Annotated in this window: 20 protein-coding genes; 12 read left to right on the top strand and 8 right to left on the bottom strand. The window is 62.3% G+C overall.

The genetic code is table 11. From position 1 onward, the window contains the following. The first annotated feature begins 95 nt into the window (after positions 1 to 95). From ALVIN_RS11465 to ALVIN_RS11485, 6 genes are all read left to right on the top strand, one after another. On the top strand, positions 96 to 581 hold the full coding sequence (locus ALVIN_RS11465) for a YbjN domain-containing protein (RefSeq protein ID WP_012971490.1): 486 nt from the start codon (positions 96 to 98) through the stop codon (positions 579 to 581). Positions 582 to 663: 82 nt separating this feature from the next. Further along, on the top strand, positions 664 to 1,194 hold the full coding sequence (locus tag ALVIN_RS11470; protein ID WP_012971491.1) for a type III secretion system chaperone family protein: 531 nt from the start codon (positions 664 to 666) through the stop codon (positions 1,192 to 1,194). 44 nt (positions 1,195 to 1,238) lie between these two features. Continuing rightward, positions 1,239 to 1,688 carry a 5' nucleotidase, NT5C type gene (locus ALVIN_RS11475; protein WP_012971492.1) on the top strand — a complete coding sequence of 150 codons (450 nt, stop codon included), beginning with the start codon at positions 1,239 to 1,241 and terminating at the stop codon, positions 1,686 to 1,688. A 110-nt stretch (positions 1,689 to 1,798) separates the two neighbouring features. Then, positions 1,799 to 1,978, top strand: a complete 180-nt coding sequence (locus tag ALVIN_RS17615; RefSeq protein WP_148217505.1) for a hypothetical protein — start codon at positions 1,799 to 1,801, stop codon at positions 1,976 to 1,978. 97 nt (positions 1,979 to 2,075) lie between these two features. After that, entirely contained in the window at positions 2,076 to 3,785 is a 1,710-nt protein-coding gene (locus ALVIN_RS11480) for a DUF262 domain-containing protein (protein ID WP_012971493.1), read from the top strand. Positions 3,786 to 3,800: 15 nt separating this feature from the next. After that, complete coding sequence (locus ALVIN_RS11485; RefSeq protein ID WP_012971494.1) at positions 3,801 to 6,095, top strand: DUF262 domain-containing protein; 2,295 nt, start codon at positions 3,801 to 3,803, stop codon at positions 6,093 to 6,095. 354 nt (positions 6,096 to 6,449) lie between these two features. Here the strand turns inward: ALVIN_RS11485 and ALVIN_RS11490 are convergent, their stop codons facing one another. From ALVIN_RS11490 to ALVIN_RS11505, 4 genes are read right to left on the bottom strand one after another with little or no spacing between them, the layout of a single operon-like run. After that, positions 6,450 to 7,037, bottom strand: a complete 588-nt coding sequence (locus tag ALVIN_RS11490) for a HyaD/HybD family hydrogenase maturation endopeptidase (RefSeq protein ID WP_012971495.1) — start codon at positions 7,035 to 7,037, stop codon at positions 6,450 to 6,452. Continuing rightward, on the bottom strand, positions 7,034 to 7,726 hold the full coding sequence (cybH, locus tag ALVIN_RS11495) for a Ni/Fe-hydrogenase, b-type cytochrome subunit (RefSeq protein WP_043795643.1): 693 nt from the start codon (positions 7,724 to 7,726) through the stop codon (positions 7,034 to 7,036). The genes ALVIN_RS11490 and cybH overlap by 4 nt, the downstream gene beginning before the upstream one ends. Before the next feature lie 21 nt (positions 7,727 to 7,747). Next, positions 7,748 to 9,538, bottom strand: a complete 1,791-nt coding sequence (locus tag ALVIN_RS11500; RefSeq protein WP_012971497.1) for a nickel-dependent hydrogenase large subunit — start codon at positions 9,536 to 9,538, stop codon at positions 7,748 to 7,750. Further along, entirely contained in the window at positions 9,535 to 10,632 is a 1,098-nt protein-coding gene (locus tag ALVIN_RS11505; RefSeq protein ID WP_012971498.1) for a hydrogenase small subunit, read from the bottom strand. The genes ALVIN_RS11500 and ALVIN_RS11505 overlap by 4 nt, the downstream gene beginning before the upstream one ends. Before the next feature lie 292 nt (positions 10,633 to 10,924). Here ALVIN_RS11505 and ALVIN_RS11510 point away from each other — a divergent pair, with 292 nt between their 5' ends. Then, entirely contained in the window at positions 10,925 to 11,872 is a 948-nt protein-coding gene (locus ALVIN_RS11510; protein WP_012971499.1) for an AEC family transporter, read from the top strand. Here the strand turns inward: ALVIN_RS11510 and tal are convergent. Further along, positions 11,869 to 12,840: a transaldolase gene (tal, locus tag ALVIN_RS11515; protein WP_012971500.1), complete on the bottom strand. Its 972-nt coding sequence runs from the start codon at positions 12,838 to 12,840 to the stop codon at positions 11,869 to 11,871. The two genes, ALVIN_RS11510 and tal, sit on opposite strands and share 4 nt — an antisense overlap. Positions 12,841 to 13,152: 312 nt before the next feature. Here tal and ALVIN_RS11520 point away from each other — a divergent pair, with 312 nt between their 5' ends. The 4 genes from ALVIN_RS11520 (at position 13,153) to ALVIN_RS11535 (ending at position 17,303) form a co-directional block, all read left to right on the top strand. Beyond that, positions 13,153 to 14,187, top strand: a complete 1,035-nt coding sequence (locus ALVIN_RS11520; protein ID WP_012971501.1) for a TerC/Alx family metal homeostasis membrane protein — start codon at positions 13,153 to 13,155, stop codon at positions 14,185 to 14,187. 158 nt (positions 14,188 to 14,345) lie between these two features. Further along, complete coding sequence (locus tag ALVIN_RS11525) at positions 14,346 to 14,828, top strand: Crp/Fnr family transcriptional regulator (RefSeq protein WP_012971502.1); 483 nt, start codon at positions 14,346 to 14,348, stop codon at positions 14,826 to 14,828. Positions 14,829 to 14,893: 65 nt separating this feature from the next. Next, a complete protein-coding gene (locus ALVIN_RS11530) occupies positions 14,894 to 16,180 on the top strand; it encodes a cation:proton antiporter (RefSeq protein WP_012971503.1) in 1,287 nt (428 codons plus the stop codon). 31 nt (positions 16,181 to 16,211) lie between these two features. Further along, positions 16,212 to 17,303, top strand: a complete 1,092-nt coding sequence (locus ALVIN_RS11535) for a TRAP transporter substrate-binding protein (protein WP_012971504.1) — start codon at positions 16,212 to 16,214, stop codon at positions 17,301 to 17,303. Between the two features lie 58 nt (positions 17,304 to 17,361). Here the strand turns inward: ALVIN_RS11535 and ALVIN_RS11540 are convergent, their stop codons facing one another. Genes ALVIN_RS11540 through ALVIN_RS11550 form a run of 3 tightly spaced genes read right to left on the bottom strand, consistent with a single transcriptional unit; the run spans position 17,362 to position 23,413 of the window. Then, complete coding sequence (locus tag ALVIN_RS11540; protein ID WP_012971505.1) at positions 17,362 to 18,804, bottom strand: ATP-binding response regulator; 1,443 nt, start codon at positions 18,802 to 18,804, stop codon at positions 17,362 to 17,364. Then, positions 18,801 to 20,471 (bottom strand): ATP-binding protein, encoded by a 1,671-nt coding sequence (locus ALVIN_RS11545; protein WP_012971506.1) that lies wholly within the window; start codon positions 20,469 to 20,471, stop codon positions 18,801 to 18,803. Before ALVIN_RS11545 ends, ALVIN_RS11540 begins: the two co-directional genes overlap by 4 nt. Beyond that, positions 20,468 to 23,413 (bottom strand): chemotaxis protein CheB, encoded by a 2,946-nt coding sequence (locus ALVIN_RS11550; RefSeq protein WP_012971507.1) that lies wholly within the window; start codon positions 23,411 to 23,413, stop codon positions 20,468 to 20,470. The genes ALVIN_RS11545 and ALVIN_RS11550 overlap by 4 nt, the downstream gene beginning before the upstream one ends. A gap of 208 nt (positions 23,414 to 23,621) precedes the next feature. Here ALVIN_RS11550 and ALVIN_RS16670 point away from each other — a divergent pair, with 208 nt between their 5' ends. Further along, the gene (locus tag ALVIN_RS16670; protein WP_012971508.1) at positions 23,622 to 26,225 is read left to right on the top strand and encodes a hybrid sensor histidine kinase/response regulator; all 2,604 of its coding nucleotides are present in this window, start codon (positions 23,622 to 23,624) and stop codon (positions 26,223 to 26,225) included. Positions 26,226 to 26,303 lie beyond the last annotated feature (78 nt).

Below are 26,303 nucleotides of genomic sequence, written 5' to 3' on the forward strand. Positions count from 1 at the left end.
CTGACGAGAATCGTCGGCCAGTTGTACTCGACAAGCGTGAGGGCGCGTTCGACACAGCGGTGGATGATGCAGTGACTTCGACAGGAGACTTAGTTATGCGATTGGCTAACACAGTTCAGGACTGGCTCGACGAAAATGGCTGGGAAGATGTGATTGAGCGCGACGAGGTTGCCCAAACCTCACAGTGCCACATGTTTTATAGGATTCATAATCAGCGCTGTGAACTCTTCATCGAAACCGACGAACCGAAAGACTGGATCACCCTCTATTTCTATCTGCCGTTTAATGCGCGCGCTGATAAACGCACGGATGTGATCTGTCTGTGCAATCGCCTCAATGCCACACGGTCCAGATTCGGATCGTTGCAGGTCTTGCCGAGCGGTCGGATCCGCTTCCGTCATACGCTGGATGTCGAAGGGGCCGAACTCTCGACCATCGTGATCCAACGAATGCTTGAATCCGCTGCACACCTCGTCGAGATTTTTATGAGCGATCTGGCGGCTGTCGCACTCACCAGCCTGACCGCTCAAGCGGTATTCGAACGGCTCGATCAGGTTGAAGAAACCGGGGCAACCAGCTGACGATCTGATACCGGACGGAGCGCTGGGTGAATCCGTCGTGGCCGTGAACCTGAATCAACGTCTTATTTTGATGGAGAGACCAATGAGACTGGCCGATACCATTGAGCAGTGGCAGATTGAACAGGATTGGCAGGGAGAGCTGGAGCGCGATGAAGCGCAGCAAACTGCAACCCTGGAGGCTGGCTACCGGATCAAGGAACAGTCGTTCAAGTTATACCTGGAAACCGATGAGGAAAACGACTGGCTGGCCGTTTACCTCTATGCGCCGTTCAACGCCCTTGAACATAAGCAGATTGAGTGTGCGTTGCTGTGCAACAGCATTGATGCGCGGCGATCAGCTGGGTCGATCCATGTACTACCCGATGGTCGTATTCGCTATCGCCAGACGATTGATGTCGAAGGTATGACGGTATCGGGAGTCATGATTAGCAACCTGATTCAAGATGCTGGAGATTGTTTCTTCGCCTGGCTTGAGGAAATTGCCGCCGTCGCCCTGACCGAGGCCACAGCCGAAGAGGTTCTGGCGCAACTCGATCAAGAAGCGACCGAAGATGAATCCGAGCAGACCGAAGCAGTACCGGAAGAGGCCCCCGAGGACGCGCGTCTGCATTGATTCAGCTCGTTGACTGAGCATCTGGTCTTCAGGAGGAGCGTTTCTTGAAGAAAATCTTGTATGTCGACATGGACAATGTCCTGGTCGATTTTCAGTCAGGCATTGCCCGGTTGACGGACGCGGTCATACACGACTATTCCGGAAGACTGGACGAAGTCCCAGGGATCTTTGCCTTGATGTCGCCCATGCCGGGCGCGCTTGCAGCCTTCAATGAACTGGCAGCGCTGTTTGACACCTACATCTTGTCAACAGCGCCCTGGGAAAACCCATCCGCCTGGACCGATAAGCTGTTATGGGTGAAACAGCATCTCGGAACGACCGCTTACAAGCGGTTGATTCTGACGCATCACAAGCATCTCAATGACGGGCACTTCCTGATCGATGATCGAACAAAAAATGGGGTCGATCGCTTTGCCGGAGAACATATTCACTTCGGAACAGAACGGTTTCCGGATTGGAATGCTGTGTTAGACTACTTGCGAAAAATCAAATAGATTTTAAAAAAAATCAATTGCTTGTATTGGATGCTGGTTGCTCTACATGAGCACCGGCACGTCCGCATTGAGACCCGCTTTCGAAGAGATTAAGACCAAAAGAAAATAAGATGAAAAAGTCAACTGTCAATTTTATTTCTTGGTTTCTGGCAATCTTTGCTTTGATTGTTTGGATTATTATTGCAGAAGCCGAAGGCGTTCGGGCGGATCGAATTCAATCTGAAGCCGTTGAGCTCGGTTATGCTTTTTATAATCAATCTGGAGAATTTTTTTGGTTAAAGGGAAATTAAGGCGAGTCTATCCCGAGATACTTAATTTTTCTTCCTCTGGGTCCACTATATTCAGTGGTTCAATGATTGTAGTCCACTTCAATGATGGATGACGCACATGTGCATACTCGAATTAAAGCTTGTTGGCGATATCGCCGGACAATTCCGCGTCGCAAGATACCAGCGAGGGTACCGCTGGAGCTCGCTTGAAGTAAATCAATTGCTCAACGACATCTGGAATAGCAATGGCGCCCCCTACAGTCTCCAACCGGTTGTCGTGAAGCGCGAACCCGAACGCAAAGATGCATGGGAACTCGTGGACGGCCAGCAGCGTTTAACGACACTGTACTTGGTCTTTTTCTACATGCACCGCGAAAACCTCAAAAACGTCCCACCGCCTTACTCCATTACCTATGACACCAGGTCGCAGGTCGAGAATTATCTCAGAACACTAGATCATGAGCGGCGTGAGGACAACATCGATTTTTTTCACTTGCATGTAGCCTACACATGCATCCAGGCATGGTTTGAAAAGAATGGGCCGACACCGATCCAACGTCAAAACATAGCTGATGAGGTCTTTCGCTATCTCGTCCAAAGTGTGCGGGTCATCTGGTACGAAGCGCCGCAGGAGCTCGACGCCACGACTTTATTCACGCGGTTGAATGTTGGCCGCATTCCCCTCACTGACGCCGAGCTCTTTAAAGCCCTGTTGCTCTCGAGTCGTCACAACGCCGGTGGCGTCGTGGACAGAACCCACGAAATCGCGGCGCAGTGGGACACCATCGAACGCAGTCTCCAGCATCCCGATATCTGGGCGTTCATTGCCGACGAGGCCACTGTCAACACCCCAACGCGGATCACCCTGCTGCTCGATACCCTCGCCGGTGGGCCGCACGGCGCAGCACGCCCGCAATTCCATACGTTCGACGTTCTTCGCGCGCGGGTTGAAGCGAACGGATCAGAAGCGGTCTGGAACGAAGTCGTTGCACTTTATGAACTCATTCTCGGCTGGTACGAAAGCCGAGATCACTATCATAAAATCGGCTATCTGGTGGCGATCGGTCAGCGGTTCGGCGACCTCGTGTCACTGGCCGGCAATCAGAATAAACGCGAGTTTGACGCCATCCTTGACAGGCGAATCAGGGAAACCCTCAACCTCACACCCACTGCCGTGGCGTCCCTTAGCTACGAGTCAGACAAAAAAAAGTGTACTCGGCTGCTCCTACTGATGAACGTCGAAACGGTGCGCCGGATACAGGGGTCGAGCGAACGGTATTCGTTCCGCCTCCACAGGGAACAAGCCTGGTCGCTTGAGCACATTCATGCGCAGCACGCAGATACCCTCACGATTAAGGAGCAGTGGCGGGAGTGGTTACAACTGCACCGTGAGGCGCTCGCTGACCTGACATCGATCGACCCGAATCTCCGGAACGCACTCCTTCAGCGCATCGACAACATTATTGGTAACGCTATCGATGGCCAAGTGTTCCAGGAACTCGTGCGAGACGTATCAGCGGCATTTACATTCGCCGACACGTCACCTCCAGCGGCAGGCCATACCGTGCACTCAATATCGAACCTTGCGCTTCTCGCCAATGGCCACAACAGCGTGCTCAGCAATTCGGCGTTTGAAGTCAAGCGGCGGCGTATCCTAGCGCTGGATCGGCAAGGCGCTTACATTCCCATCTGTACGCGTCAAGTCTTCCTCAAGTACTACACCGACGCAGACGCGCAGCAATTCCATTTTTGGAGTACGAAGGATCGCAACGCTTACCTGTCTGCGATCCTTTCGCCCGAGGGTGGTGTCGGTTCCTACCTAAAGTAAAGAGCAGCCTCAGCGATGACGACATCTTACAACGGCCTATTCAACCAGCCGCAGGGTAACGCTCCTGCTGTGGTCCGCATCGAGATCCCAATCATCCAGCGCGATTATGCGCAGGGGCGAGACAGTGAGGCGGTAGCACGCATCCGCGCCCAATTTCTTGATGCCATACACAATGCTGTGACAAATAAGGGAAGCCCACTCAGCCTCGATTTCATCTACGGCGATGTGATCGACGGGACGCTCCGCCCGCTCGACGGTCAGCAGCGGCTGACCACCCTCTTTTTGCTGCACTGGTATCTGGCGTGGCGCGCTGATCGCCTTGAGCAGGAACAGGGGTGGAAGCGCTTTGAATACGCGACGCGTCCCAGCGCGCGGCGGTTCTGCGAGTGCCTCGTCGAGTCAACGCCTCCGGCCGACGCACGTCTGCGCGCGTGGTTCGAAGATCAGCACTGGTTTTTGTATAGCTGGCAGCACGATCCGACGATCCAGTCGATGTTGCGCATGCTTGAGGCAATCCATGAACGCTTTGCTACGGCAGATTGTGTTGCCGCCTGGAACCGTCTCGTGCGCCCCCAAAATCCGGCGATCTCGTTCCAACTGCTGCCGATCGAGAATATGGGTTTGACCGAGGATCTCTACATTAAGATGAACTCGCGCGGGAAACCGCTGACGCCGTTTGAGAATTTCAAGGCGCGGTTCGAGCAGATCTTAGAGGTTTCCTGCCCTGAGCGCGTCGAGGGGTTCGCACTGAAGGTCGATGGGGTGTGGGCTGACCTGCTATGGCGGTTCCGGCGAAGGACCGAAAACAGTGTCGACGAGGCCTTCCTTCACTACTTTCAGTTCATTAGCGACGTCTGCGAGTGGCGCGACGGTCGGATCCCTGCGGATGACATCGAATCCCTTGCCGAGCGTGTCTACGGTCCAGGCAACCCGAATGCACTGGCGCACCTGGACTTTCTGATCAAAAGCTTCGACACCTGGGTTGGCATTGACACGTCCGCCGTGTTCGCGCAGACCTTCTCGCACCCGCCTGCTCAGGGCGACAATGCGCCTCCGGACACCGTGGTTCTCTTCGGGATACCGCCGGACGGCTCGGTCGATCTCTTTGCGGAGTGCTGCCAGGGCCGGGTACACCGAAGCTGGCCGAAAACCCTGCTCCTCTACGCGGTCCTGCTACACCGGCCGCATCAACACACGCCGGAATTTCTGCGCCGGGTTCGCATACTTCGGAACCTGATTGAAGCCTCGGGTAACGAACTCCGTGCTGACAGGATGCCCAATCTACTCAAGGACACTCGATACCTCATCGAGGCCGATGCTGAGCATCTGAATCTCTTGGACATCAAGAGCTTCAACCAGGCGCAGGTTGCCGATGAGCAGCTAAAAGTCCAGTTTCTGGAGCAAACGCCTGATCTTAAGGACGTGCTCTTCCGTCTTGAGGACCACACACTTCTACGCGGCGCTCTGGCCGCCTTCGAATTCGATGCAACGGTGTTTGAGAAGCTGGCGAACGCGTTCCACGCTGTATTCGCCACCCCGGCGGTGCTTCCGGTTCTGACCGGCGCGTTGCTTGCGGCTGGCGACTACTCGCGCCGCATCGATCTTAATCGGTTCTCGAAGTTCGGGTCGGGCGTTATCTTGGCACAATGGCGAACGGAGATCCTAACGGGGTCGAGTCGGGCTGTCCTTACACCTATCCGCAGGTCACTCGGCCACCTTCTCGATGTTGTTGCCCAAGGAAACGGCGACGTCGTTTTAGCACTCAAGGACTTCACGCAGAATTGGTTGAACAACTTTGACGCCGCACAAGGCTTGGACTGGCGCTGGTACTTCGTGAAGTACCCGGAGATGCGCGCGGGTCGGTCTGGCGTCTATGCCCACGCGACAAGGGCAATGGACTACGAAATGTGCATGCTGGATAGGCAGACTATGGCTAGCTACTATCGCGATCCATACCTCTCCGCAATTCGGGTGCAGAGCACTGTTCCGGACGACGCTGTTACGGGAACAGTCTGGCAAGACAGAGTTAATGGTCCGTGGTTCGCAGGCTACGAGACCGAAGAGCGTTGGATGCGCCTTACGAACAGTGGTACGCGGATGCGGTGCGTAAACTCTGGGCTACAACTACGCGCTCCGCAAAACGAGGATGACGCGGCAAAATTCTGGGAGGTCTGTATAGACCATGAGGTAAATGCCGATGGGCTCTTGAGGATTCCCCAAGTGCAGGTGAACGGTCATTCGCTCGATACTGTAGACCGGGTGCAACGTGGGGCCGACCTGCTTCGCGCTCTGGTACAAAAAGGTCTATAGCTGTTGCGTCTAGCGCAAGTTTCTGTTCCGTTGGTTGTCGGACCCGACGCCTGAATGGGTCAATTCTCGTGGCCATTGACAATGGTCTATCACCCCTCAATACCGTCGGGCAGACCAAGCCACTATTATCCAGAATATTTGCCGTGCGCGGTACTAAACCCCGTCCGGGATGAAATGCATCATTTTGCTGTAGGTGCGGCTTCAGCCTCATCGGTCGAACATGCGGCTGAAGCCGCACCTACAAAAGACGTTTCTCGAACCGGACGTGGTTTAGTAGCTTGGCCTAACACTCAAGGAAAATGAGGGACACCACCCATCTTTGGCTCTACCATAACTTTTCTTCTGAAAATCGCCTTACACGGCATCGCTGCACGGACGCCCGGATTCGTAGACCTCCAGCCCCAGAGATGGGTGCGGCAGATCACGATAGTCCGCCGCTTCAGACGTCTCACAGTCCTCCCAGTCAATGCCGAACGACTCCAGATACGCGCGCGCCAGCCCGATCGCCGGCTCGATCTGCGCCTTGACCTCGGGGCGCAGACTGCCGCCGAAGTCGTCCAGCTCGACCGGCTGCACGCCGATCAACAGCAGATGGCGCGGATAGTCGCCGAGCAGATCGGCCAGCGCCAGCACCTCCTGGAAGCCGGTCTGGTGCAGGCTCATCTTCTTGGCGCCCATGAACTTGGGCACCTCGTCGCCCTCGACCCGTTTGAGCGTGCCGGGCGTCAGCCCATAGTCGATGGCATCGAACACCACCAGCACCTCAGCCCAGCGGATGTCGTCGACCAGATAGATGCCCTGGGTGCCGCCGTCGAGCAGACGCACGTTGGGGCCGAAGCGAGAGCGGCGGGCGATCTCCTCGATCACCCGCACGCCGAAACCCTCGTCGGCCCAGAGCACGTTGCCGATGCCGAGAACCAGCACATTGGGGTCGGCGCTCATGGCCGATCATCCTTGAACATGCGCCACCCGCTGACCATGGTACTGATGAGACTCTGACGCGACATGATGTCCTCGCGGATGGCGGTATAGACGTGCAGCATCACGAACACGACGATGACCCACATCCCCCAGTGGTGCCACATGCGCACGTCCTGGCTCTGGCCGACGGCCGGTATGACCCAGCCGAAGAGATCGTCCTGCCAACTCCCCAGCCCGGTCTGCTCGGAATAGAGCGCAAACCCCGTGACCATCATCACCAGCCCGCCGACCGTGATGATGATGACCATGAACAAATGCGCCAGCGGATTGTGCCCGACGTATTTGCGCGGCTCCGGCTCCTGGAAGGCATACCAGCGCAGCTCGTGCACCAGCTCGCTCCAGAATCCGCGCCGCCAGAAGGGCAAGGTGAACAACTGACGCGAGTAGCGATTGCCCACGACCGCCCAATAGAGCCGGAACAGGAAACCGACCAGGAACACATAGCCCGCCGCGAAATGCAGGAAGCGGATGTTTCCCATCAGATAGTGATCGCTGGCCTCGCCCGGCAGGCTCGGCAGCGGATTGGCGATCAGATAGCCGGTGACGGCCAGGACCGTGATCGCGAGCGCATTGACCCAGTGCCAGATCCGCACCGGGGTTTGGTAGACATAGACGGCCGTGCGCTTGACCGTTGGGACGCCGGTGTACATAGACATAGCCTGTTCCTCCAATCAGCGGACCTTGACCCGCGTCAGCTCCTCGCCGTCCGGGCTCATGATGTGCGTCGAGCAGGCCAGACAGGGATCGAAGCTGTGCAGCGTGCGCAGGATCTCCAGCGGCTGATCGGGAACCGCCACTGGCGTGTTCAGGAGCGCGGCCTCGAAAGCGCCGATGTTGCCCGCCGGATCGCGCGGCGAGCCGTTCCAGGTCGTCGGCACCACGGCCTGATAGTTGGCGATCTTGCCCTTCTCGATCACCACCCAGTGCCCGAGCGCACCGCGTGGAGCCTCGGTGGTGCCGACACCCTTGGTCAGTTTCGGCCAGGTTCGCGGCTCCCATTTGTCGGGATTGGCGGTCGCGCTGTCGCCGGCCTTGAGATTGGCCACCAGTTTGTCCTGGAAATGGCGCAGCTTGTGCGCCGCCCAGGACGCCTCCAGCCCGCGCGCTGCCGTGCGCCCGAGCGTCGAGAACAGCGCCGAGACCGGAAGCTGCAAGTCGGTCAGCACCTTCTCGACCGGCTCCTTGAACTCCGGGATGCCCTTGGCATAGCCGATGATGTAGCGTGCCAGCGGCCCGACCTCCATCGCGTGACCGCGCCAGCGCGGAGCCTTGATCCAACTGTATTTGGCGTTCTCGTCGATGGCCTCGATCCGGGTCTGGCTGCCCTTGGTGTTCGGACCCAGGACGAAGTTCGGCTCGGTCACGCCGTCCCAGGGGTGCAGTCCCTTGGACTCGTCTTTGTACTTGAACCAGGAATGGGCGACGAACTCCTGGATCTGCTCGGGATCGCGCAGATCGACCTCGTGGACCTCTTCGAGCTTGCCGTTGATGATCGCGCCGCGCGGCAGGCATTGGTTGTCGGACGAATCGTCGTTGGCGCGCTCGGGGATGTCGCCATAGGACAGCACCGCCTGACTGCTCAAGCCCCCGCCGTGGGTCCAGTCCTTGTAGTAAGAAGCGATGGCCATGAGGTCCGGCAGATAGACCTTGTCGATGAACTCGATGGTGCGGTCGATGATCGAGGAGACCAGATTCAGCCGCTCCATGTTGACCGCGCCCACCGCGCCCGCGTCATGGATGTTGATGGCGCAGGGCACGCCGCCGACCAGCCAGTTCGGATGCGGGTTCTTGCCGCCGTAGATGGTGTGGATCTTGACGATCTCTTTCTGGAAGTCGAGCGCCTCCAGATAGTGGGTGACGGCCAGCAGATTGGCCTCGGGCGGCAGCCGGTAGGCCGGATTGCCCCAGTAGCCGTTGGTGAAGGGACCGAGCTGACCGGACTCGACAAAGCGCTTGATCCGGGTCTGCACGTCGCGGAAATAGCCGGGCGAGGACAGTGGCCAGTCCGAGATCGACTGCGCCAGCGCCGAGGTCGCCTTGGGATCGGCCTTGAGCGCCGAAACCACGTCCACCCAGTCGAGCGCATGCAGATGGTAAAAGTGCACCAGATGGTCGTGCGCGTAGAGCGTCAACTGCATGATGTTGCGGATGGAGTTGGCGTTCTCCGGGATCTGGATGTCGAGCGCATCCTCGATGGCGCGCACCGAGGTCAGGGCGTGGGTGCCGGTGCAAACACCGCAGATACGCTGGGTGAAGGCCCAGGCGTCGCGCGGATCGCGACCGCGCAGGATCACCTCCAGACCGCGCCACATGGTGCCGGTCGAGACGGCATTGCGGATGACGTTCTGCTCGTCGAGATTGACCTCGCAGCGCATGTGACCCTCGATGCGGGTCACGGGGTCGACGACGACGCGCCGTCCGGCTGTGTCGAGTTGGAAGCCGTTGGGGGTCTGAACGCTCATGCCTGTTCATCCTCGGTGTGCTGAGCGCCCGCGCGCTGTTTGATGCGATGGACGGCGCTCGCCGCCGCATGCGCGGTGATGGCCGCGCCGACCGTGCCGGCGGCCGCGATTCCGACCGCATCGGCATTGGCCTCGATGCCGAAGACGCGGGTGTCGGTGACATGGTCGTAGAAGCTGCCCTTGTCCCAGAAGTCCTCCTCCGAGCAGCCGATGCAGCCATGACCCGACTGGATCGGGAAGGAGACCCCGTCGTTCCAGCGCACGGTCGAACAGGCGTTGTAGGTGGTCGGTCCCTTGCAGCCCATCTTGTAGAGACAGTAGCCCTTGCGCGCGCCCTCGTCGTCCCAGGACTCGACGAACTGACCGGCGTCGAAGTGCGGACGGCGGTAGCATTTGTCGTGGATGCGCTGGCCGTAGAACATCTTCGGCCGCCCCTGGCGATCGAGTTCCGGCAGACGCTCGAAGGTCAGCATGTAGGCGATGACGCCGGTCATGACCTCGGCGATCGGCGGACAGCCGGGCACCTTGATGATGGGCTTGTCGTGGATGACCTTGTCGATCGAGACGGCCTGAGTCGGATTCGGATGCGCGGCCTGCACGCAGCCCCAGGAGGCGCAGGTACCCCAGGCGATGACGGCCTGACAGTCGCTCGCGACCTCGCGCAACTGATCGAGGAAGGGACGCCCGCCGATGATGCAGCTCATGCCGTCCTGACCCAGCGGCGGATTGCCCTCGACAGCCAGGATGTAGCGGCCTTTGTACTGATGGCGGATCTCATCGAGGATCGCCTCGGCCTGATGCCCGGCGGCGGCCATGAGCGTGTCGTTGTAGTCGAGCGAGATCATCGACAGCACGACGTCCGAGGCCAGCGGATGGGCCGAGCGGATGAAGGACTCCGAGCAGCAGGTGCATTCCAGACCGTGCAGCCAGAGCACCGGGATGCGCGGCTTGGTCTCCATGGCCTCGGCGATGCGGCCCGCGAAGCCGGGCGCCAGACCCAGGGTCGCGGCGGTGATGGTGCAGAACTGGAGGAACCCGCGCCGGCTGATCCCCTGCCGGCGCATCGCCTCATAGAAGGTGTCGGTGGTAGCCATCTTGGTGCCTCTATTTTTTTCGTTGTCATTGGCGCCACGCGCGTCACGCCGGGTCGTGGCGGCCTGATCTCCTCCAAAGAGTATGGAAATTAGAGCACCCCTGGATTGAATTCATCAAGGTGGTGAAAAAAATAAAAATCGTGTTATCAATGACAATTGTCAATTGCTATAAACCCAGGACATCCGGATCGGATGCGTTGGGCGGCAACTACCGGGGCGGCGATGCCTGGTTTAGACTGCGATCCAGGCAACCATCCGCCCCTCCAAGTCCCCCTCTTTCAGGAAACCCGTCTTGCTCGCTATCCTTGCCGTCACGGCTCCCATCTTTCTGTTGATCGCACTCGGTTTCGCCGCCGTGCGCCGGGCCTGGATGCCGCGCGAGGGCGCGGTGGCCATGAGCCGCTATGCCCTGCTGTTCGCCCTGCCCGCGCTGCTGTTCGACACGCTCTCCAAACGCTCGCTCGACAGCATCCTGGTGCCGGACTTCCTGCTGGTCTATGTCAGCGCCTCGCTGATCACCTATGGGATCGGTGTACTGGTCGCCTCCATCGCGCGGCGGACCTCGCCGCTCGACAACGCCTTCTTCGGCATGGGGCTGTCGATGTCCAACAGCAGCTATATCGGCTATCCGCTAGTGGCGCAGTTGCTGGGCGACTCGGCTCTGATCGCGGTGGTCATGGCCATTCTGACCGAGGTGCTGATCATCCTGCCGCTGACCCTGATCCTGACCGAGTTCCATCGCGAGCGCGGACGCGGCAGCATGCTGCGGACGCTGGGGCGGGTGCTGCGCACGGTCGGTACCAATCCGATCCTGCTGGCGATCGCGGCCGGACTGGCGTTCTCGGCGCTCGGCTGGCACCTGCCGGTGGCGATCGGGCGCACCATCGAGCTGCTGGCCGGCTCGGCGGCGGTGGTGGCGCTGTTTGCCATCGGCGGCAGTCTGGCCGGACAGCGGGTGCGGGGCGCGCTCGGCCCGGCGACGGCGATCGCCACCGGCAAGCTGGTGGTCCATCCGCTCGTGGCCTTCGGGATGCTGATGCTGGTGCCGACGCTCGATCCGACGCTCGGTCAGGCCGCCCTGATTCTGGCGGGACTGCCGATGGTGACGATCTTCCCGCTGATCGCCCAGCGCTATGACCAGGGCGAGATTCCGGCCACGGCGCTGGTGATCACGACGCTGCTGGCCTTCGTGACGCTCAATCTCGGGTTGTGGCTGTGGGGGATCGGCGTGCCGGGTTAGGCGCTCTGGTTGATCTCGCGCGCGAAGCGTTCGAGCTTGAGCGTGTCGGCAGTGAAGAGCCGGATGCCCTCGGCGAGCTTCTCGGTGGCCATGGCGTCCTCGTTCAGCTCCCAGCGGAAACCGATCTCGTCATAGCCGACCCTGGGGATGTCGAGCGCCCGCGCCCGGTCCGGATCGAGCCGGCGCGACACCTCGCCCTCGGTCGAGGCCAGCTCGCCGAGCAGCGCCGGGGAGATGGTCAGATAGTCGCAGCCAGCCAGCTCCAGGATCTCGTCGAGATTGCGGAAGCTCGCACCCATGACCACGGTCGGATAGTCGTGACGCTTGTAGTAGTTGTAGATGCGCGTGACCGAGCGCACACCGGGATCTTCGTCGGCCGGATAGCCGGCGACGTTCTCGGCCTTCTTGTACCAGTCGAGGATGCGCCCGACGAAGGGCGAGATGAGCGTGACACCGGCCTCGGCACAGGCCACGGCCTGGGCGAAACCGAACAGCAGGGTCAGATTGCAATGAATCCCCTGACGCTCCAGCCGTTCGGCGGCGCGAATCCCCTCCCAGGTCGAGGCGATCTTGAACAGCACCCGCTCCCGGGCGTCGATCCCGGCCTGCTCGTAGAGCTCGACCAGCGCCTCGGCGCGACGCACCGTGCCTTCGGTGTCGAACGAGAGCCGTGCGTCGATCTCGGTCGAGACCCGGCCGGGGACGACGTTCAGGATCTCGGTGCCGAAGTTGACCGCCAGCTTGTCCATGGTCAGACGCGCCTGAGCCTGACTGTCGCCGCCGCCGTGCCGGGTGCCATGGAGCACCGCGTCCTCGACCAGCTCGCGATAGGCCGGCATCTGCGCCGCCTTGTAGAGCAGCGAGGGATTGGTGGTGGCGTCCTGAGGCCGGTAGTCGATGATGGCCTGAAAGTCGCCGGTGTCGGCGACCACGGTGGTCATGCTCTTGAGTGCTTCGAGTCGGTTCATGGTGGAAAGCGCCTCCAGCGCGAAAAACGAAGGGGATGGAGTGATTCAGAGTAACCCAGGCGTAGCGGGTTGCGTCGAAACGCGACGCAAGATCGCTCCATGAAGATTATGGCTTGCGCCCATGTCGAACGTTTGACGGATGTCTGTGTCCGACACGCCGGCGGGACTGGAGCGAACCGGCAATCTCGCCTATGCTCGACGCCCTTGAACGAACCGCTCCCCGAGTGGTCCACAAGCGCCACGGACCGCCGCTCTTCGCGGCGGTTTCTCGTTTCGATCGATCAATCAACCTCAACCCTGGAGTCTACCTGTATGGAACATTTCGGCTTTCCGATGGAAGCCATCGCCATCTTCGTCACCGTGGTCGCCGTCTCCATCTATCTGGATCTCTTCGCACATCGCAAGACCGATGAGATCAGCGTCGCCGATGCCGCCAAGTGGTCGGTGTTCTGGATCGTGCTCGCGCTCGGCTTCTACGGCTATCTGTGGGGACGTTTCAGCAAGGAGTGGGCCGATCTCTATCTGGCCGGCTATGTGCTCGAAAAGAGCCTCTCGGTCGACAATCTCATGGTCTTCATGGCCATCTTCGCCTCCTTCGGCATCCGCTCGGGGCTGCAACACCGCATCCTCTACTGGGGCATCATCGGCGCGCTGGTGTTCCGCGCCATCTTCGTGCTGATCGGCACCAGTCTGTTCATGGCCAGTCCCTGGGTCGGCTTCGTCTTCGCCATCCTGGTGGCCTGGAGCGGCGTGCAGATGCTCAAGAGCCGTGGCGATGGGGAAGCGATCGAGGATTATTCGGATCACTGGAGCGTGCGTCTGACCGGCAAGATGATGCCGATCTACACCCGGCTGCATCTGGACCGCTTCTTCGTCAGGCACGAGGAGTTGTTCGTCGGACGCGAGGAGGCCGAGCGCCAAAAGTCGGTCACGCGCATGGGCGCGCTCTATGCCACGCCGGCCTTCCTGTGTCTGGCGACGATCGAGACCTCGGACCTGGCCTTCTCGTTCGACTCGGTGCCGGCCGTCATCGCCGTGACGCAGGAACCGCTGCTGGTCTATGCGGCCATGATCTTTGCCATCCTGGGCCTGCGCAGTCTGTATTTCGTGCTCGCGGCCCTGACGCGCTATCTGGTGCATCTGGAGAAGGCGGTCATCGTGCTGCTGTTCTACATCGCCGGCAAGATGGCGTTGCAGTCCTGGAACCACGCCATTGGCGACACAGGTCTGCACATCTCGCCCGGAGCCAGTCTGATGGTGGTGCTCGGCGTGCTGGCGCTGGGTGTGGTGGCCTCGTTCCTCTTCCCCGAGAAGAAGGACGACGACGCGGGCGCGGCCAAGGGCTGATCGCGGTCTGAGTCACGGGCCGGTTCGCGGGGACCGGCCCGTGCCTGATCCGGCAGCGGCCCGCTCCATCCCGCATCGCCCACCGGGATCGGGCCTATCGGCCATTGAACCGTGTCCGGTATGATAGACGCCATTTCGCCGATTCAGGAGCCACACCCATGACCGACATCGACAAAGCACAAGCCCTCGCCGGCTCGACACTGGGCGGGGAACTGGACGCCGACGAATGCCAGGCGCTCGCCGAGCGCATGGGCGTCATCTCACTCCAGGCCGGCGAGACGCTGGTCGACGAGGACCAGGATCGACGCACGCTCTTCGTACTGGCACGCGGTCGGCTCTGCGTCTGCAAATCCGTCGGCGGCAAGGAGGAGACCGTCTACCAGATGCGCCCCGGCGAATGCGCCGGCACCCGCGCCTTCGTCGACGGCAAACCACGCCGCGCCGCCCTGCGCGCCGAGGAACCCGTCACCGTCCTGACCCTGGAGCCGGAAGACTTCGACGCCCTGATCGAGACCCACCCGCGTCTGGTCTTCAAGATCATGCGCGCCATGTTCCGCATCACCCACAGCAACCTGATGCGCATGAACCTGGAGAGCGCCGAGATGCGCAACTATCTGCTCAAGAGCGGTGGACGCTATTGAATCGCGTCTCTGAGTCGAGGCTTCAACGCTGAAGCCCTGACCAGCGATCGCTCCCGGAGGCGCCGATGCACCCGTTCGACATCCTCGCCATCCTGCTGAGCCTGGCAGCGGCCTTCAGTTGGATCAACCATCGCTTCATCCGGCTGCCGACCTCCATCGGCCTGATGCTGATTGCGCTCCTGCTCTCGCTCGGACTGCTGATCGCTCCACTCGACAGCGAATGGCAGACGGCCCTGAAGCAGTTGCTCGAAGACGTCGACTTCGAGGACACCGTGCTGCACGGGATGCTCGGCTTCCTGCTCTTCGCCGGCGCGCTCCATGTCGATCTGCACGATCTGGCACGCCACAAAGGGGTGATCGCCACACTGGCGAGCGCGAGTGTCGTCGTCGCGACCCTGCTGATCGGGGTGGGCGGCTGGCTGCTGTTCCGGCTGCTCGGGCTGGACGTGCCCTTCATCTACTGCCTGCTGTTCGGCGCCCTGATCTCGCCGACCGATCCGATCGCGGTGCTCGGTATCCTCAAGAACGCCGGCGCACCCGAGTCGCTCAACACCAAGATCACGGGTGAATCGCTGTTCAATGACGGCGTGGCCGTGGTGCTGTTTCTGACCCTGATCGGGATCGCCACCGGCGAACGCGAACCGAGCCTGTTCGGCGCGCTCGGGATGCTGGGGTACGAGGTCATCGGCGGCGCGCTGCTGGGCATCCTGAGCGGCGGTCTGGTGCTGCTGATGCTGAGCCGCGTCGACGACTATCAGGTCGAGATCCTGCTCACCCTGGCCCTGGCCACCGGCGGCTACGCCCTGGCCGAGCAGTGGCATCTGTCGGCGCCGATCGCCATCGTGGTCGCGGGCCTGATGATCGGCAATCATGGGCGCCGGCACCTGATGTCGGACAAGACCCGCCAGCACCTGGACGACTTCTGGGAGTTGGTCGACGAGATCCTCAACGCCGTGCTCTTCGTGCTGATCGGACTCGAAGTGCTGGTGCTGGAACTGAGCGGCGGTCCGCTGCTGGCCGGGATGCTGGCGATTCCGCTGGTGCTGGTCGCACGCGCCCTGAGCGTGGGTCTGCCGATCGGCCTGATGCGCCGGATGCGTGACTTCGCGCCCGGTACCGTCACCCTGCTGACCTGGGCCGGACTGCGCGGCGGAATCTCGATCGCGCTGGCACTCTCGCTGCCGGATGGCGAGACGCGCGACATCCTGGTGAGTGTGACCTATGTCGTGGTCGTCTTCTCGATCCTGGTCCAGGGACTGACGCTCGGACCGCTGGTGCGGATCATCGGTCAGCGTGCCGACCGCGAACTCTCGGATGTCGCCGGACGCTCCGAGTCACCCTCTCACAACTGACCAACGACAACGATCTGGTGAGGACACAGCCATGCAACGACGCGATTTCCTGAAGACCGCCGGTGTCGGCGCACTCGCCGCCGGCGCCAGTGTCTCGCTCCCGGCGCGCGCCGAGGGGCCGACCATCAAATGGCGTCTGGCGTCGAGCTTCCCAAAGAGTCTGGACACCATCTACGGCGGCGCCGAGACCCTGTCCAGGCGGGTCGCTGAGCTGACCGACGGGCGCTTCGAGATCCGCGTCTTCGCCGGCGGCGAGCTGGTGCCCGCGTTCGGCGTGCTCGATGCCGTGCAGCAAAACACGGTCGAGTGCGGCCACACCGCGTCCTATTACTACTACGGCAAGAACAAGGCGCTGGCGGCCGAGACCACCCTGCCCTTCGGGCTGAACACGCGCCAGCTCACCTCCTGGGTGATGGCCGACGAGGGCATGGGGCTGCTGCGCGAGATGTTCGCCGAGTACGACATCCTCAACTTCCCCGGCGGCAGCACGGGCGCCCAGATGGGCGGCTGGTATCGCCGTGAGATCAAGTCGCTGGAGGATCTCAAGGGACTCAAGATCCGCATTCCCGGTTTCGGCGCCGAGATCTTCTCGCGTCTGGGTGCCGTGCCCCAGTCACTGCCCGGCGGTGAGATCTATCCCTCGCTGGAGCGCGGCGCCATCGACGCGGCTGAATGGACCGTGCCCTATGACGACGAGAAGCTCGGCTTCCACAAGGTCGCCAAGTATTACTACTACCCCGGCTGGTGGGAGACCGGCACCCATCTGGTGTTCTATGTGAACAAGGATCAGTGGGCCGCGTTGCCGCCGAGCTATCAGGCCGCCTTCGAGGTCGCCGCCAATGAGGCACACCTGGAGATGCTCGCCCGCTACGACGCCAAGAATCCGCCCGCGCTGCAACGCCTGATCGCCGGAGGTGCCGAGTTGCGCCGCTTCCCCGACGACGTGCTGCTCAAGGCGTACGAGACTGCGCATCAGGTCTATGCCGAGGAAGCCGAAAAGAATCCGGTCTTCAAGCGGCTCTATGATTCCATGATGGCCTTCCAGGAACGCTCGGATGCCTGGTGGGGTGTGGCCGAGTTGCCCATGTCCAACCTGCGGCAGGCGGTGCGGCGCATGAAGTGAGCCGGGAGGCGGCACACCTCACCCGCCCCGTTGGCGGTCGCTCGCACTGAGCGACCGATCAACCGTCTGACCCCCGCAACACGGCCAGCGCCTGCTCGAAGTCGTAACCGACCAGTGCTCTGCGAAACGCCTCCTGGCGCCCCTTCAGCACGGGTTCATAGAGACTGGGCGCATCGAAATACAGACTGTGCGCGGTCACGTCGCACTGTTCGAGCAGGCACACCAGATCGTCGATGGCCTTGCGCAGCATGGCCTCGTCGACCGCGTCCGCGCCCTGCCCCGTCTCCACCGGCACGACCTCGCCGATGGGCAGGCGCAGACTGAACCAGAACACACTCCCCTCGCCGAGCGTGCTCTCGACCCCGATCTCACCGCCCATGAGCGAGACCAGACGCTTGGTGAGCGCCAGTCCCAGTCCGACCCCCTCGTATCGGCGGGTCATGGACCCATCGCCCTGGCGGAAGGGCTCGAACAGATTGGCGCGCGCCTCGGGTGACAGACCGATCCCCTGGTCCTCGACGCTGAAGCGCAGTGTCACCGCCTTTTCGCGCGACTCGACCGGCGCGACCATGAGCCGGACCCGCCCCTGTTCGGAGAACTTGACGGCATTGCTCAGCAAGGCGTCGAGCATCTGTTCGAGATGCGCTGCATCGCCTCGCAGACACAGCGGCACGCCGTCCTCGATCACCTGCGCCAGCTCGATGCCCTTGGAACGGGCGGGCGCCTCGAAGCGCCCCATGACGCGCGCGCACAGCGCCTGAAGATCGAAGTCGGAAGACTTGAGTTCGAGCCGATCGGATTCGGCCCGACTGAGTGTCAGCAGATCATTGATGATATGGAACAGACGCTGTGAGGCGCGTTCGAGATGGTCGATACGTGTCTTGGCATTGTCGTCCTGGCTGTCGCGCCTGGCCAGATAGGCCAGCCCCATGATCTGATGCAGGGGCGTGAGGAACTCGTGTCCGACATTGGTCAGGAAGACGCTCTTGGCGCGATTGGCACTCTCGGCCTCGTCGCGCGCCAGCGCCAGTTCGCGCACCCGCTCATGGACCAGATCCTCCAGGTGATCGCGATGACGTATCAGCTCGGCATTGGCGGCGCGCAGCTCACGCGCGCGCCGCTCCAGCTCCAGATGCAGCGCGACACGCGCGCGCAGGACCGCCCTGTTGACCGGCTTGTGCACGAAGTCCACGCCACCGGCCGTCAAGGCGCGTGTCTCGCTCTCGGAGTCGGTGCGCGCGGTGACGAAGATCACCGGGATCTCGCGCGTGGCCGGATCGGACTTGAGCGCCGCGCAGACCTCATAGCCATCCATCTCGGGCATCATGACGTCGAGCAGGATCAGGTCCGGCACGGCGGTCTTGGCGAGCAGATCCAGCGCCTGACGCCCGGAGGTGGCAAAACTGGTGTCGTAGCTGTCTTCCAGCATCCCGAGCAGGATCTCGATGTTGGTCGGCGTGTCGTCGACGATGAGGAGGCGTGGAAGGTCGTGTTCTTTCATGGCAGATTCCAACTCTGTTTTTGCGCCAGACGCCGCACCCCGGCCAGGGCCTGCTCGAAGTCGAGTCGGGCGATCGCGGCGGCGATCGGTGCGTAGTCGGCCTGTAGCGCGGAATCCTGTAGCCAGGATTCGATCTCGCGGCTGAGCCGGCGCGCCCGACTCTGCCGATTGTCAAGCATCCAGGCCAGGGTCTGGAGCTTCGGATGCAGGGCGTCCAGATCCAGTCGCCGGGGCGTCGCGCACCGCTCCGACGGCCGTTCGGACGCGGCGATGGGTGCCGTCGCCGGAGACGCCCGGCTTGCGGCATAGTCGGCGATGTCGACCAGACGCAGCGGCACCGTGAACCAGAAGGTACTGCCCTCACCCAACCGGCTCTCGACCCCGATCTCGCCACTCATCAGCTCGACCAGACGCTGGCAGAGACTCAGGCCCAGGCCGGTACCGCCGTGGACGCGACTGGCCGACATATCGGCCTGCTGAAAGGGAGCAAAGAGCGCCTGACACTGCTCGGGCGTCAAGCCGATGCCGGTGTCCTCGATCGAGAAGCGCAGCACGAGGCGCTCGCCGGCCGCCGTCTTGGAGGCCACCCGCGCGGGTGCGGCGACCAGCACGACCCCGACCCGAACACTGCCGCGCTCGGTGAACTCGATGGCATTGTCGACCAGATGGTCGAGCACCTGCTGGATGCGCAAGGGGTCGCCGGCGAGTACGGGCGGCACTTCGGGCGCCCTCACACAGGAGAACGCCAGCCCTTTCTCCTCGGCGCATGGCATGTAGAGCTGGCGCGTGCGGTCGAGGATGTTGTCGAGATTCAGGGGCGTGGACTCCAGGCGCAGATAGCCGGACTCAACCTTGGAATAGTCCAGGATGTCGTTGAGCAGGCTCGAAAGCGCGGCGGCCGAGTCGTGGATCTTGAGCAGATAGTCACGCTGGTGCGGAGTCATGGCCTCGGAGCCGTCGAGCAACAGGTTCGACAACCCGATGAGCGCGTTCATGGGGGTGCGCAGTTCATGCCCCATGTTGGCCAAAAAGGCGCTCTTGGCCACATTGGCCTGCTCGGCGGCCAGCTTGGCCTGTATGAGCTCGTGCGAGAGCGCGCGCAGGGCTTGCTCGGCACTGCGATCGACCAAGACCACCAGAATCTGCCGACCATCCGACCGGCTCTCGCTCAGCGGCATGAGATGCACATCGAAGGACGCCTCACCCTCACCGCCGGCTTTCAGGGCCATGGACTCCAGCTGATAGGGACCGACATCGAGCACTGTGCGCATGAGACTGTGCAGCCGGGTGCGACTCGGGAAGTCGAAGAGCTGGAACAGCGAACCGCGCTGCAAGGCGACATGGCGGCTGATGCCCAGTACCTCGCACGCCTGCTCATTGGTCTCGACGATGAAGCCGCTGGCGTCGACCACGATGGCCGGCATGGGCAGAGACGCGAAGAAGCGCCGATAGCGTTCCATGGCGAGCGCGATGTGATCCTGCGCCTGGATCAGTTCATCGTTCTGGATCTCCAATTCGGCTTGGTAGACCCGCAGCTCCTCGATCAGGTGCGAGAGCTCCAGCACCCTGGAGCCATCCTGGTCCAGCGCCAGACTGGCCTGCCCCTCAGCGATCGCCCGCTCGGCACGCTCACGCAGCTGGTTGAAATCGAGCGGACGCCGCTTCAAGCCGCGCGACTCCGATGCCAGGCGCTGATGTTGATGTGACTGACCACCACGCCGATATCCTGACTCATCACGGGGGCCACGTTCATGACGAACCAGCGTTCCTCGGCCGAGGCGTGGCAGGGATACTCCATCGAAAAGATCGGCAGGGTACCTTCGAGCACACCGCGCAGGCCGCGATAGGCCTCCTCGGCATAGCCATCCTCCTTGGTTACGCCCGGCTGGAAGATGTCCAGATAGTTCACCCCAGGTCCGGAGCGCTTGAGATCCTTGTCGCCGTTGGCGCGCGCAAAACGCCGCCAGGCGGCATTGACCAGGATGATGCAGCCGCTGTGATCGAGCACGGCGACGTGTTCGGGCAGGGCATCGAGGATGGATTGCAGCCGGCGCGCATCGTGGAAGGCGGTCACATCGACGAAGGTGGCCACCACACCGTTGATGGTGGTCGAGGGAATCAGATACGGCAGGATGCGCACCAGATAGGTCTTCTTGTCGTCGAGCGTCACCACTTCGGTCTCGACCGAGCGCTGGGTGGCCAGGGTCTGGCGCAGATCCTCGATCAGACTCGGGTAGCGCAACACATGCGAGATGTCGCCCAGCGGACGTCCGGCGTCGGACTCGCGCAGCTTGAAGATCTGGGTCGCGTCCGGGCTGAAGCGCGTGATGTGCAGATCGGCGTCGAGAAAGATGGTGGCCACGCCGGCAGCCCTGGCCATGCTGTCGAGATCGGCGTTGACGCGGTTGAGCACCAGCATCTTTTCCTGAAACTCCGCATTGACGGTGCTCATCTCCTCGTTGACCGACTGCAACTCCTCGTTGGAGCTTTGCAGCTCCTCGTTGGAGGCCATGAGTTCCTCGTTGGTCGCCTGCAACTCCTCGTTGGAGGTCTCCAGTTCCTCGATGGTCGCCTGGAGACTCTCGCGGGTGGCGCCCAGCTCGCGCTCGAGCACCGCCACGCGCGCCATGGTCTCGGCGTCGACGTCGACCGGCTCGGCGGCGGTGGCCACCGCCTGGTTCGGGGCCGCCTCGAAGCACAGCAGCGTCAGGCGCTCATCGCTGTCGGTGCGCAACGGATGGGCCGACAGCCGGATGGTGCGCTGCTCGCCGCTCTTGAGCGTCACGTCGATCAGATCCGAGATGATCGAACAGCGGTCGCGCGTGGCCTTGTAGAGCAGCGCGGCCGCCACCGGCGTGAGCTTTTCGGGCAGCAGCCGGCTGATCTCCAGACTGGCCGCGCCCTCGCGGGTCTGGAGATAGGCATTGACGTCGCCGAACAGATGGATGGCTTCATGCTGCGGGTTGACCACGATCGCCGGCGGGGCATAGAGCGAGAGCAGTGCGGTGACGCCCAGGTTGGCGATCGAGCTCTCCGTGGCGCCATGGCGGGTCTTGGCCAACTGCGGCGCCTTGCCAAGGGTTGGCGGTGTGAGCAGGGCCGCGCCCTTGCGCTCCAGGAAGGGCAGCGAAATGGCGCCGACACGCCGAAACAGCTTGTGCTTGGCGCTGATGGTCTGCAAGCCCTCCGTCACCGATGAGAGCGACTCGCTGGAGCCGAGCAGGAGTACCCCGCCCTCGCGGATGGCGTATTGCAGTGAGCGCAGGGCATGTTCCTGAGCCGCCGAGTTGAAATAGATGAGCGTATTGCGGCAGACCACCAGATCCATCTTGGTGAAGGGCGGATCGGCGAGCAGATTGTGCCGGGCGAAGACGATGCACTGACGCAGTTCGTTCTTGATGACGAAACGGTCGCCCTGCTTGATGAAGAAGCGCTCCAGACGCTCGGGCGAGAGTTCGGCGGCGGCCGACTCGGGATACTGGCCGACGCTGGCCGTCTCGACGCAGGATTGATCGACGTCGGTGGCGAAGATCTTGAGGTTCGGCCAGCGGCGTTCGCGCTCGAAGGCTTCGATGAAGAGCATGCCGATGGTGTAGGCTTCCTCGCCCGTGGCCACGCCCGCGATCCAGACCCGGATCGGCTCGTTGGGCGGACGATCGGCGACCATGGGGCCGATCACCGTGTCGGCCAGCACGCTGAAGGTCTCGGGATCGCGGAAGAAGCTCGTGACCGAGATCAGCATCTCGCGTCTGAGCGTGACGATCTCGTTGCGGTCGTGTTCGAGCAGATCGTAGTACTGATACAGCTCCGGGGTGTGGCGCACCTGCATCCGCCGGTCGATGCGGCGCATGACCGTGGTCGGCTTGTAGTCGGAGAAGTCGATCCCGCCGACCTGATGCAGCAGATGCAGCAGCGCTGCCAGCACTTCCTCGGCGGTCATGTTGGCGCGCGGCACCAGCCGCGGCGGCTCGACCTCAGGCTCCTTGTAGGGGATGTTGCGGATGTGGGCCAGCAGCCGCGCCGGGATCTCCTCGGCCGGCAGGATGGCATCGACCAGCCCGGTGGCGATCACGCTGCGCGGCATGCCGTCGAACTTGGCCGATTCCGGCTCCTGCGCCATCAGGAAACCGCCGGCGGCATTGATGGCGACCGCGCCGCGCGTGCCGTCGGTGCCCGTGCCCGAGAGGATGATGCCGACGGCGTGCCGATCGTAGACGTCGGCCAGCGAGGAGAAGAAGATGTCGATCGGCAACGTCAGACCGCGCGGATTCTTCGGCGTCAGATGCAGGTGCCCCCTGGTCACATGCATTATGGCGCCGGGCGGAATCAGATAGACGTGGTTGGCGTCCATCGCCATGTCGTCCTCGACCATGGTCACCGGCATCTCGGTGTGACGCGCGAGCAGATTGCTCATCATGCTCTTGTGGTCGGGCGAGAGATGCTGTACCACCACGAAGGCGGCCCCGAGGTCGGTCGGACAGGCCTTGAAGAACTTCTCCAGCGCATCGAGACCGCCCGCCGAGGCACCGACGCAGACGACATAGCCGTCGAAGGGGGCGGACTTGGAGGAGTCGGTCCCCTCGCTCTTGGGCGGGGCGTTCTTTTTCATCAGCAACGGTCCAATTGATGTTCGACGGCTCGGGTTGGGATGCGCCCAGGACGCTCTGATTTCCCTTCTCCCGCGACAGGCATGACCGTATCGCGAATCGACGGCGGTCGAGGCGGCCAGGGAGTAGAATACGGCATTCTATCCAAAAGACACGCCAGGGAGGCGTCGAGATTCGAGACCGATCCGACCATGCCCGAACGATCGCGCCATGCCTGAACCGTCGCTGAACACCGAGTCCGGGTCGGCCGGCACGGGTACTCCGTTCGGTGATCCAGGACTCTGGCTGCTGGGACTGAACCTGACGCTCGTGCTCGTCTTTCCATTCTGGCTGCATTTTCGCTGGGGTGGTGAACACCGGATCGGACTGATCGCCAATCTGACCTTCATCCTGTTCCACCTGTCGCTCCTGATGCTGCTGTGGCGCACGGCGAGTGCTCCCTGGGTCGAGCCGGTCACACGCCGCGGCTGGAGGCTGATCGCCCTGGGCGAGCTGGCCTATCTGAGTGGCGAGATCACCTGGTTCGTCCATGAGACGCTGCTCGGCATCGAGCCCTTTCCCTCGCCGGCGGATCTGGGCTATCTGGCCTTTTTTCCGCTGGTGCTCGCCGGGATCCTGAGTTTCACGCGTCCACTGGAGCAGCGCGGTGAGCGTCTGCTCTTCTGGCTCGATTTGAGCGTGATCGCGATCGGCGTGGCCACCCTGGTCTGGTATTTCCCTCTGCACGCCATCACGGCCGCCGACGATCTGCAAATCCTGGCGCTGGCCCTGGCCTATCCGGTCGGCGACACGGTGCTGCTGGTCGGCATGGCGGTCTGGCTGTTGCGGCCCAGGCGCAAGCGCTCGACCGCGCCAATAGTGTGGCTGATGTCGGGCTTGCTCCTCTTTCTGCTGGCCGACCTGCGCTTCGCCCAGGAAGCCGCCAGCCATGACTATCGTGTCGGCCAGCTCACCGATGTCTTCTACCACCTCGCCACGGTCATGATCATGGTGGCGGCTCATCTGGAATATCGCGATCACCGCTCGGGTTCCGTCCCGGCCATGACGGGATATGCCCTCACCACCGGGCGTCCCGAATGGGGGCTGGCGATCCTGCCCTATCTGGCGATCGGCGCCGTCTACGCCCTCATCATTCCAACCGTGTTCCACTGGATGCCGGGCCACACCCTCAGCCGGGACGGCAAGGAACTCGGCATCCTGATCCTGGTGGCGGCGATCCTGGTCGTCCTGGCCATGCTGCGCCAGGCGGTCGCGGCCGGCGAGCTGGCGCGCCTGAAGACCGAGCACGCCGTTCAGGCCAGTGAGATCCGTTTCGCCGCGCTCGCGCGTCACTCCTCGGATCTCATCATTCTGACGGGCACGGATCTGCGGGCGCGCTTCGCGAGCGACTCCATTCAACGGGTGCTTGGTCACACCCCGCGCGATCTGATGCGGGTCTCGCTTCTCGACTATCTCCAGCCGGAGGATCGGGTGCGTGCCAGCCGCTTCATCGCGCGTGTTCTCGCCGCCCCGGACATCACACTGGTCACGGAATGGCCCATGCGTCACGCCGACGGCACCTGGCGCGACATCGAGATCCTGGCCACCAACCTGAGCCACAATCCGGCCGTCGGCGGTCTGGTGCTCAACGGGCGCGACGTCACCGAGCGCAAGCGTCACCAGCACGAGCTCGAACAGGCGCGCGCCGCCGCCGAATCGGCCAACCGGGCCAAGGGCGAATTCCTGGCCAATATGAGCCATGAGATCCGCACCCCCATGCATGCCGTGATCGGACTCTCGAGTTTGTTGCTCGACTCGACGCTCCTGCCACAGCAACGCGACTATCTGGAGCGTATCCATCTCGCCGGGACCGCTCTGCTCGGGGTGCTGAACGACATCCTGGACTATTCCAAGATCGAGGCCGGACGGATGCGCCTGGAGTCGATTCCACTCCGGCTCCAGGAGGTGCTCGATACCACGCACGCCCTGTTCGAGATCCAGGCCGAGAAGAAACCACTGAGCCTGGAGTTCGAACTGGCGCCCGAGGTGCCCGAGCGGTTGCAGGGTGATCCGCTGCGACTGTTGCAGGTGCTCAACAATCTGGTCGGTAACGCGCTCAAGTTCACCCACACTGGCGGCGTGTGGGTTGGTGTCACGTGTCAGGAGCAGACCGAAACGTCCGTACTCATCAAGATCTCGGTTCGGGATACCGGCATCGGCCTGACACCGGCTCAACTGGAGCGGCTCTTCGGCGTCTTCCATCAGGCCGATGCCTCGACCACGCGCCAGTACGGCGGCACCGGACTGGGACTGAGCATCTGCAAGCGTCTGACCGAGCTGATGGGCGGCGAGATCGGGGTGGAGAGCGTCGCCGGTCAGGGCAGCACCTTCTGGTTCACGGCACGTCTGAAACCGCTCGCGCCCGACACCGACCAGAGCGACGACGGGACGCACCCATCGCCGGACGTCGCGACATCCGTCACACGTCCTCTGTCTACACTCGATACGCTGGGCACAGGGTCGCTGACGGACGGGATCGCGGCGCCTGAGACATGGGCTGACGCGCCCGTCGAACTCAGACGTGCCCTGCCCCCACCCCGCGATGCATTTCAGCTCCTGGAACGGCTGGACGAACTCGACGCACTGCTGGCGACCCAAAATAGCCGCGCACGGCATCTGAGCCGCGAGATCATGCACGCGCTCGCCGACACTCCCCGGCGATTCGACTACGCCCCCATCGCCGAGTCGATCAAATCCCTTGATTTCGCGACCGCCCGCCAGCGGCTGCAACACCTGCGCATGGAGCACGACCCAACGCACACAGCCGATGGCTGAACGCGCCATCCAGGCATCGACACCGCGCACTGGCCATGCTGGTGCCGCGCACCCGCCGGCGTGGCGAGCACGAGCATG

The sequence above is a fragment of the Allochromatium vinosum DSM 180 genome, from assembly GCF_000025485.1.
Taxonomy (GTDB): domain Bacteria; phylum Pseudomonadota; class Gammaproteobacteria; order Chromatiales; family Chromatiaceae; genus Thermochromatium; species Thermochromatium vinosum.

What these genes read in the sequence shown, in the direction of transcription:
- ALVIN_RS11465 (WP_012971490.1), top strand. Translation starts at nt 96, where the DNA reads ATGCGATTGGCTAACACAGTTCAGGACTGGCTCGACGAAAATGGCTGG.
- ALVIN_RS11470 (WP_012971491.1), top strand. Translation starts at nt 664, where the DNA reads ATGAGACTGGCCGATACCATTGAGCAGTGGCAGATTGAACAGGATTGG.
- ALVIN_RS17615 (WP_148217505.1), top strand. Translation starts at nt 1,799, where the DNA reads ATGAAAAAGTCAACTGTCAATTTTATTTCTTGGTTTCTGGCAATCTTT.
- ALVIN_RS11480 (WP_012971493.1), top strand. Translation starts at nt 2,076, where the DNA reads ATGTGCATACTCGAATTAAAGCTTGTTGGCGATATCGCCGGACAATTC.
- ALVIN_RS11485 (WP_012971494.1), top strand. Translation starts at nt 3,801, where the DNA reads ATGACGACATCTTACAACGGCCTATTCAACCAGCCGCAGGGTAACGCT.
- ALVIN_RS11490 (WP_012971495.1), bottom strand. Translation starts at nt 7,037, where the DNA reads ATGAGCGCCGACCCCAATGTGCTGGTTCTCGGCATCGGCAACGTGCTC.
- cybH (WP_043795643.1), bottom strand. Translation starts at nt 7,726, where the DNA reads ATGTACACCGGCGTCCCAACGGTCAAGCGCACGGCCGTCTATGTCTAC.
- ALVIN_RS11500 (WP_012971497.1), bottom strand. Translation starts at nt 9,538, where the DNA reads ATGAGCGTTCAGACCCCCAACGGCTTCCAACTCGACACAGCCGGACGG.
- ALVIN_RS11505 (WP_012971498.1), bottom strand. Translation starts at nt 10,632, where the DNA reads ATGGCTACCACCGACACCTTCTATGAGGCGATGCGCCGGCAGGGGATC.
- tal (WP_012971500.1), bottom strand. Translation starts at nt 12,840, where the DNA reads ATGAACCGACTCGAAGCACTCAAGAGCATGACCACCGTGGTCGCCGAC.
- ALVIN_RS11520 (WP_012971501.1), top strand. Translation starts at nt 13,153, where the DNA reads ATGGAACATTTCGGCTTTCCGATGGAAGCCATCGCCATCTTCGTCACC.
- ALVIN_RS11525 (WP_012971502.1), top strand. Translation starts at nt 14,346, where the DNA reads ATGACCGACATCGACAAAGCACAAGCCCTCGCCGGCTCGACACTGGGC.
- ALVIN_RS11530 (WP_012971503.1), top strand. Translation starts at nt 14,894, where the DNA reads ATGCACCCGTTCGACATCCTCGCCATCCTGCTGAGCCTGGCAGCGGCC.
- ALVIN_RS11535 (WP_012971504.1), top strand. Translation starts at nt 16,212, where the DNA reads ATGCAACGACGCGATTTCCTGAAGACCGCCGGTGTCGGCGCACTCGCC.
- ALVIN_RS11540 (WP_012971505.1), bottom strand. Translation starts at nt 18,804, where the DNA reads ATGAAAGAACACGACCTTCCACGCCTCCTCATCGTCGACGACACGCCG.
- ALVIN_RS11550 (WP_012971507.1), bottom strand. Translation starts at nt 23,413, where the DNA reads ATGAAAAAGAACGCCCCGCCCAAGAGCGAGGGGACCGACTCCTCCAAG.
- ALVIN_RS16670 (WP_012971508.1), top strand. Translation starts at nt 23,622, where the DNA reads ATGCCTGAACCGTCGCTGAACACCGAGTCCGGGTCGGCCGGCACGGGT.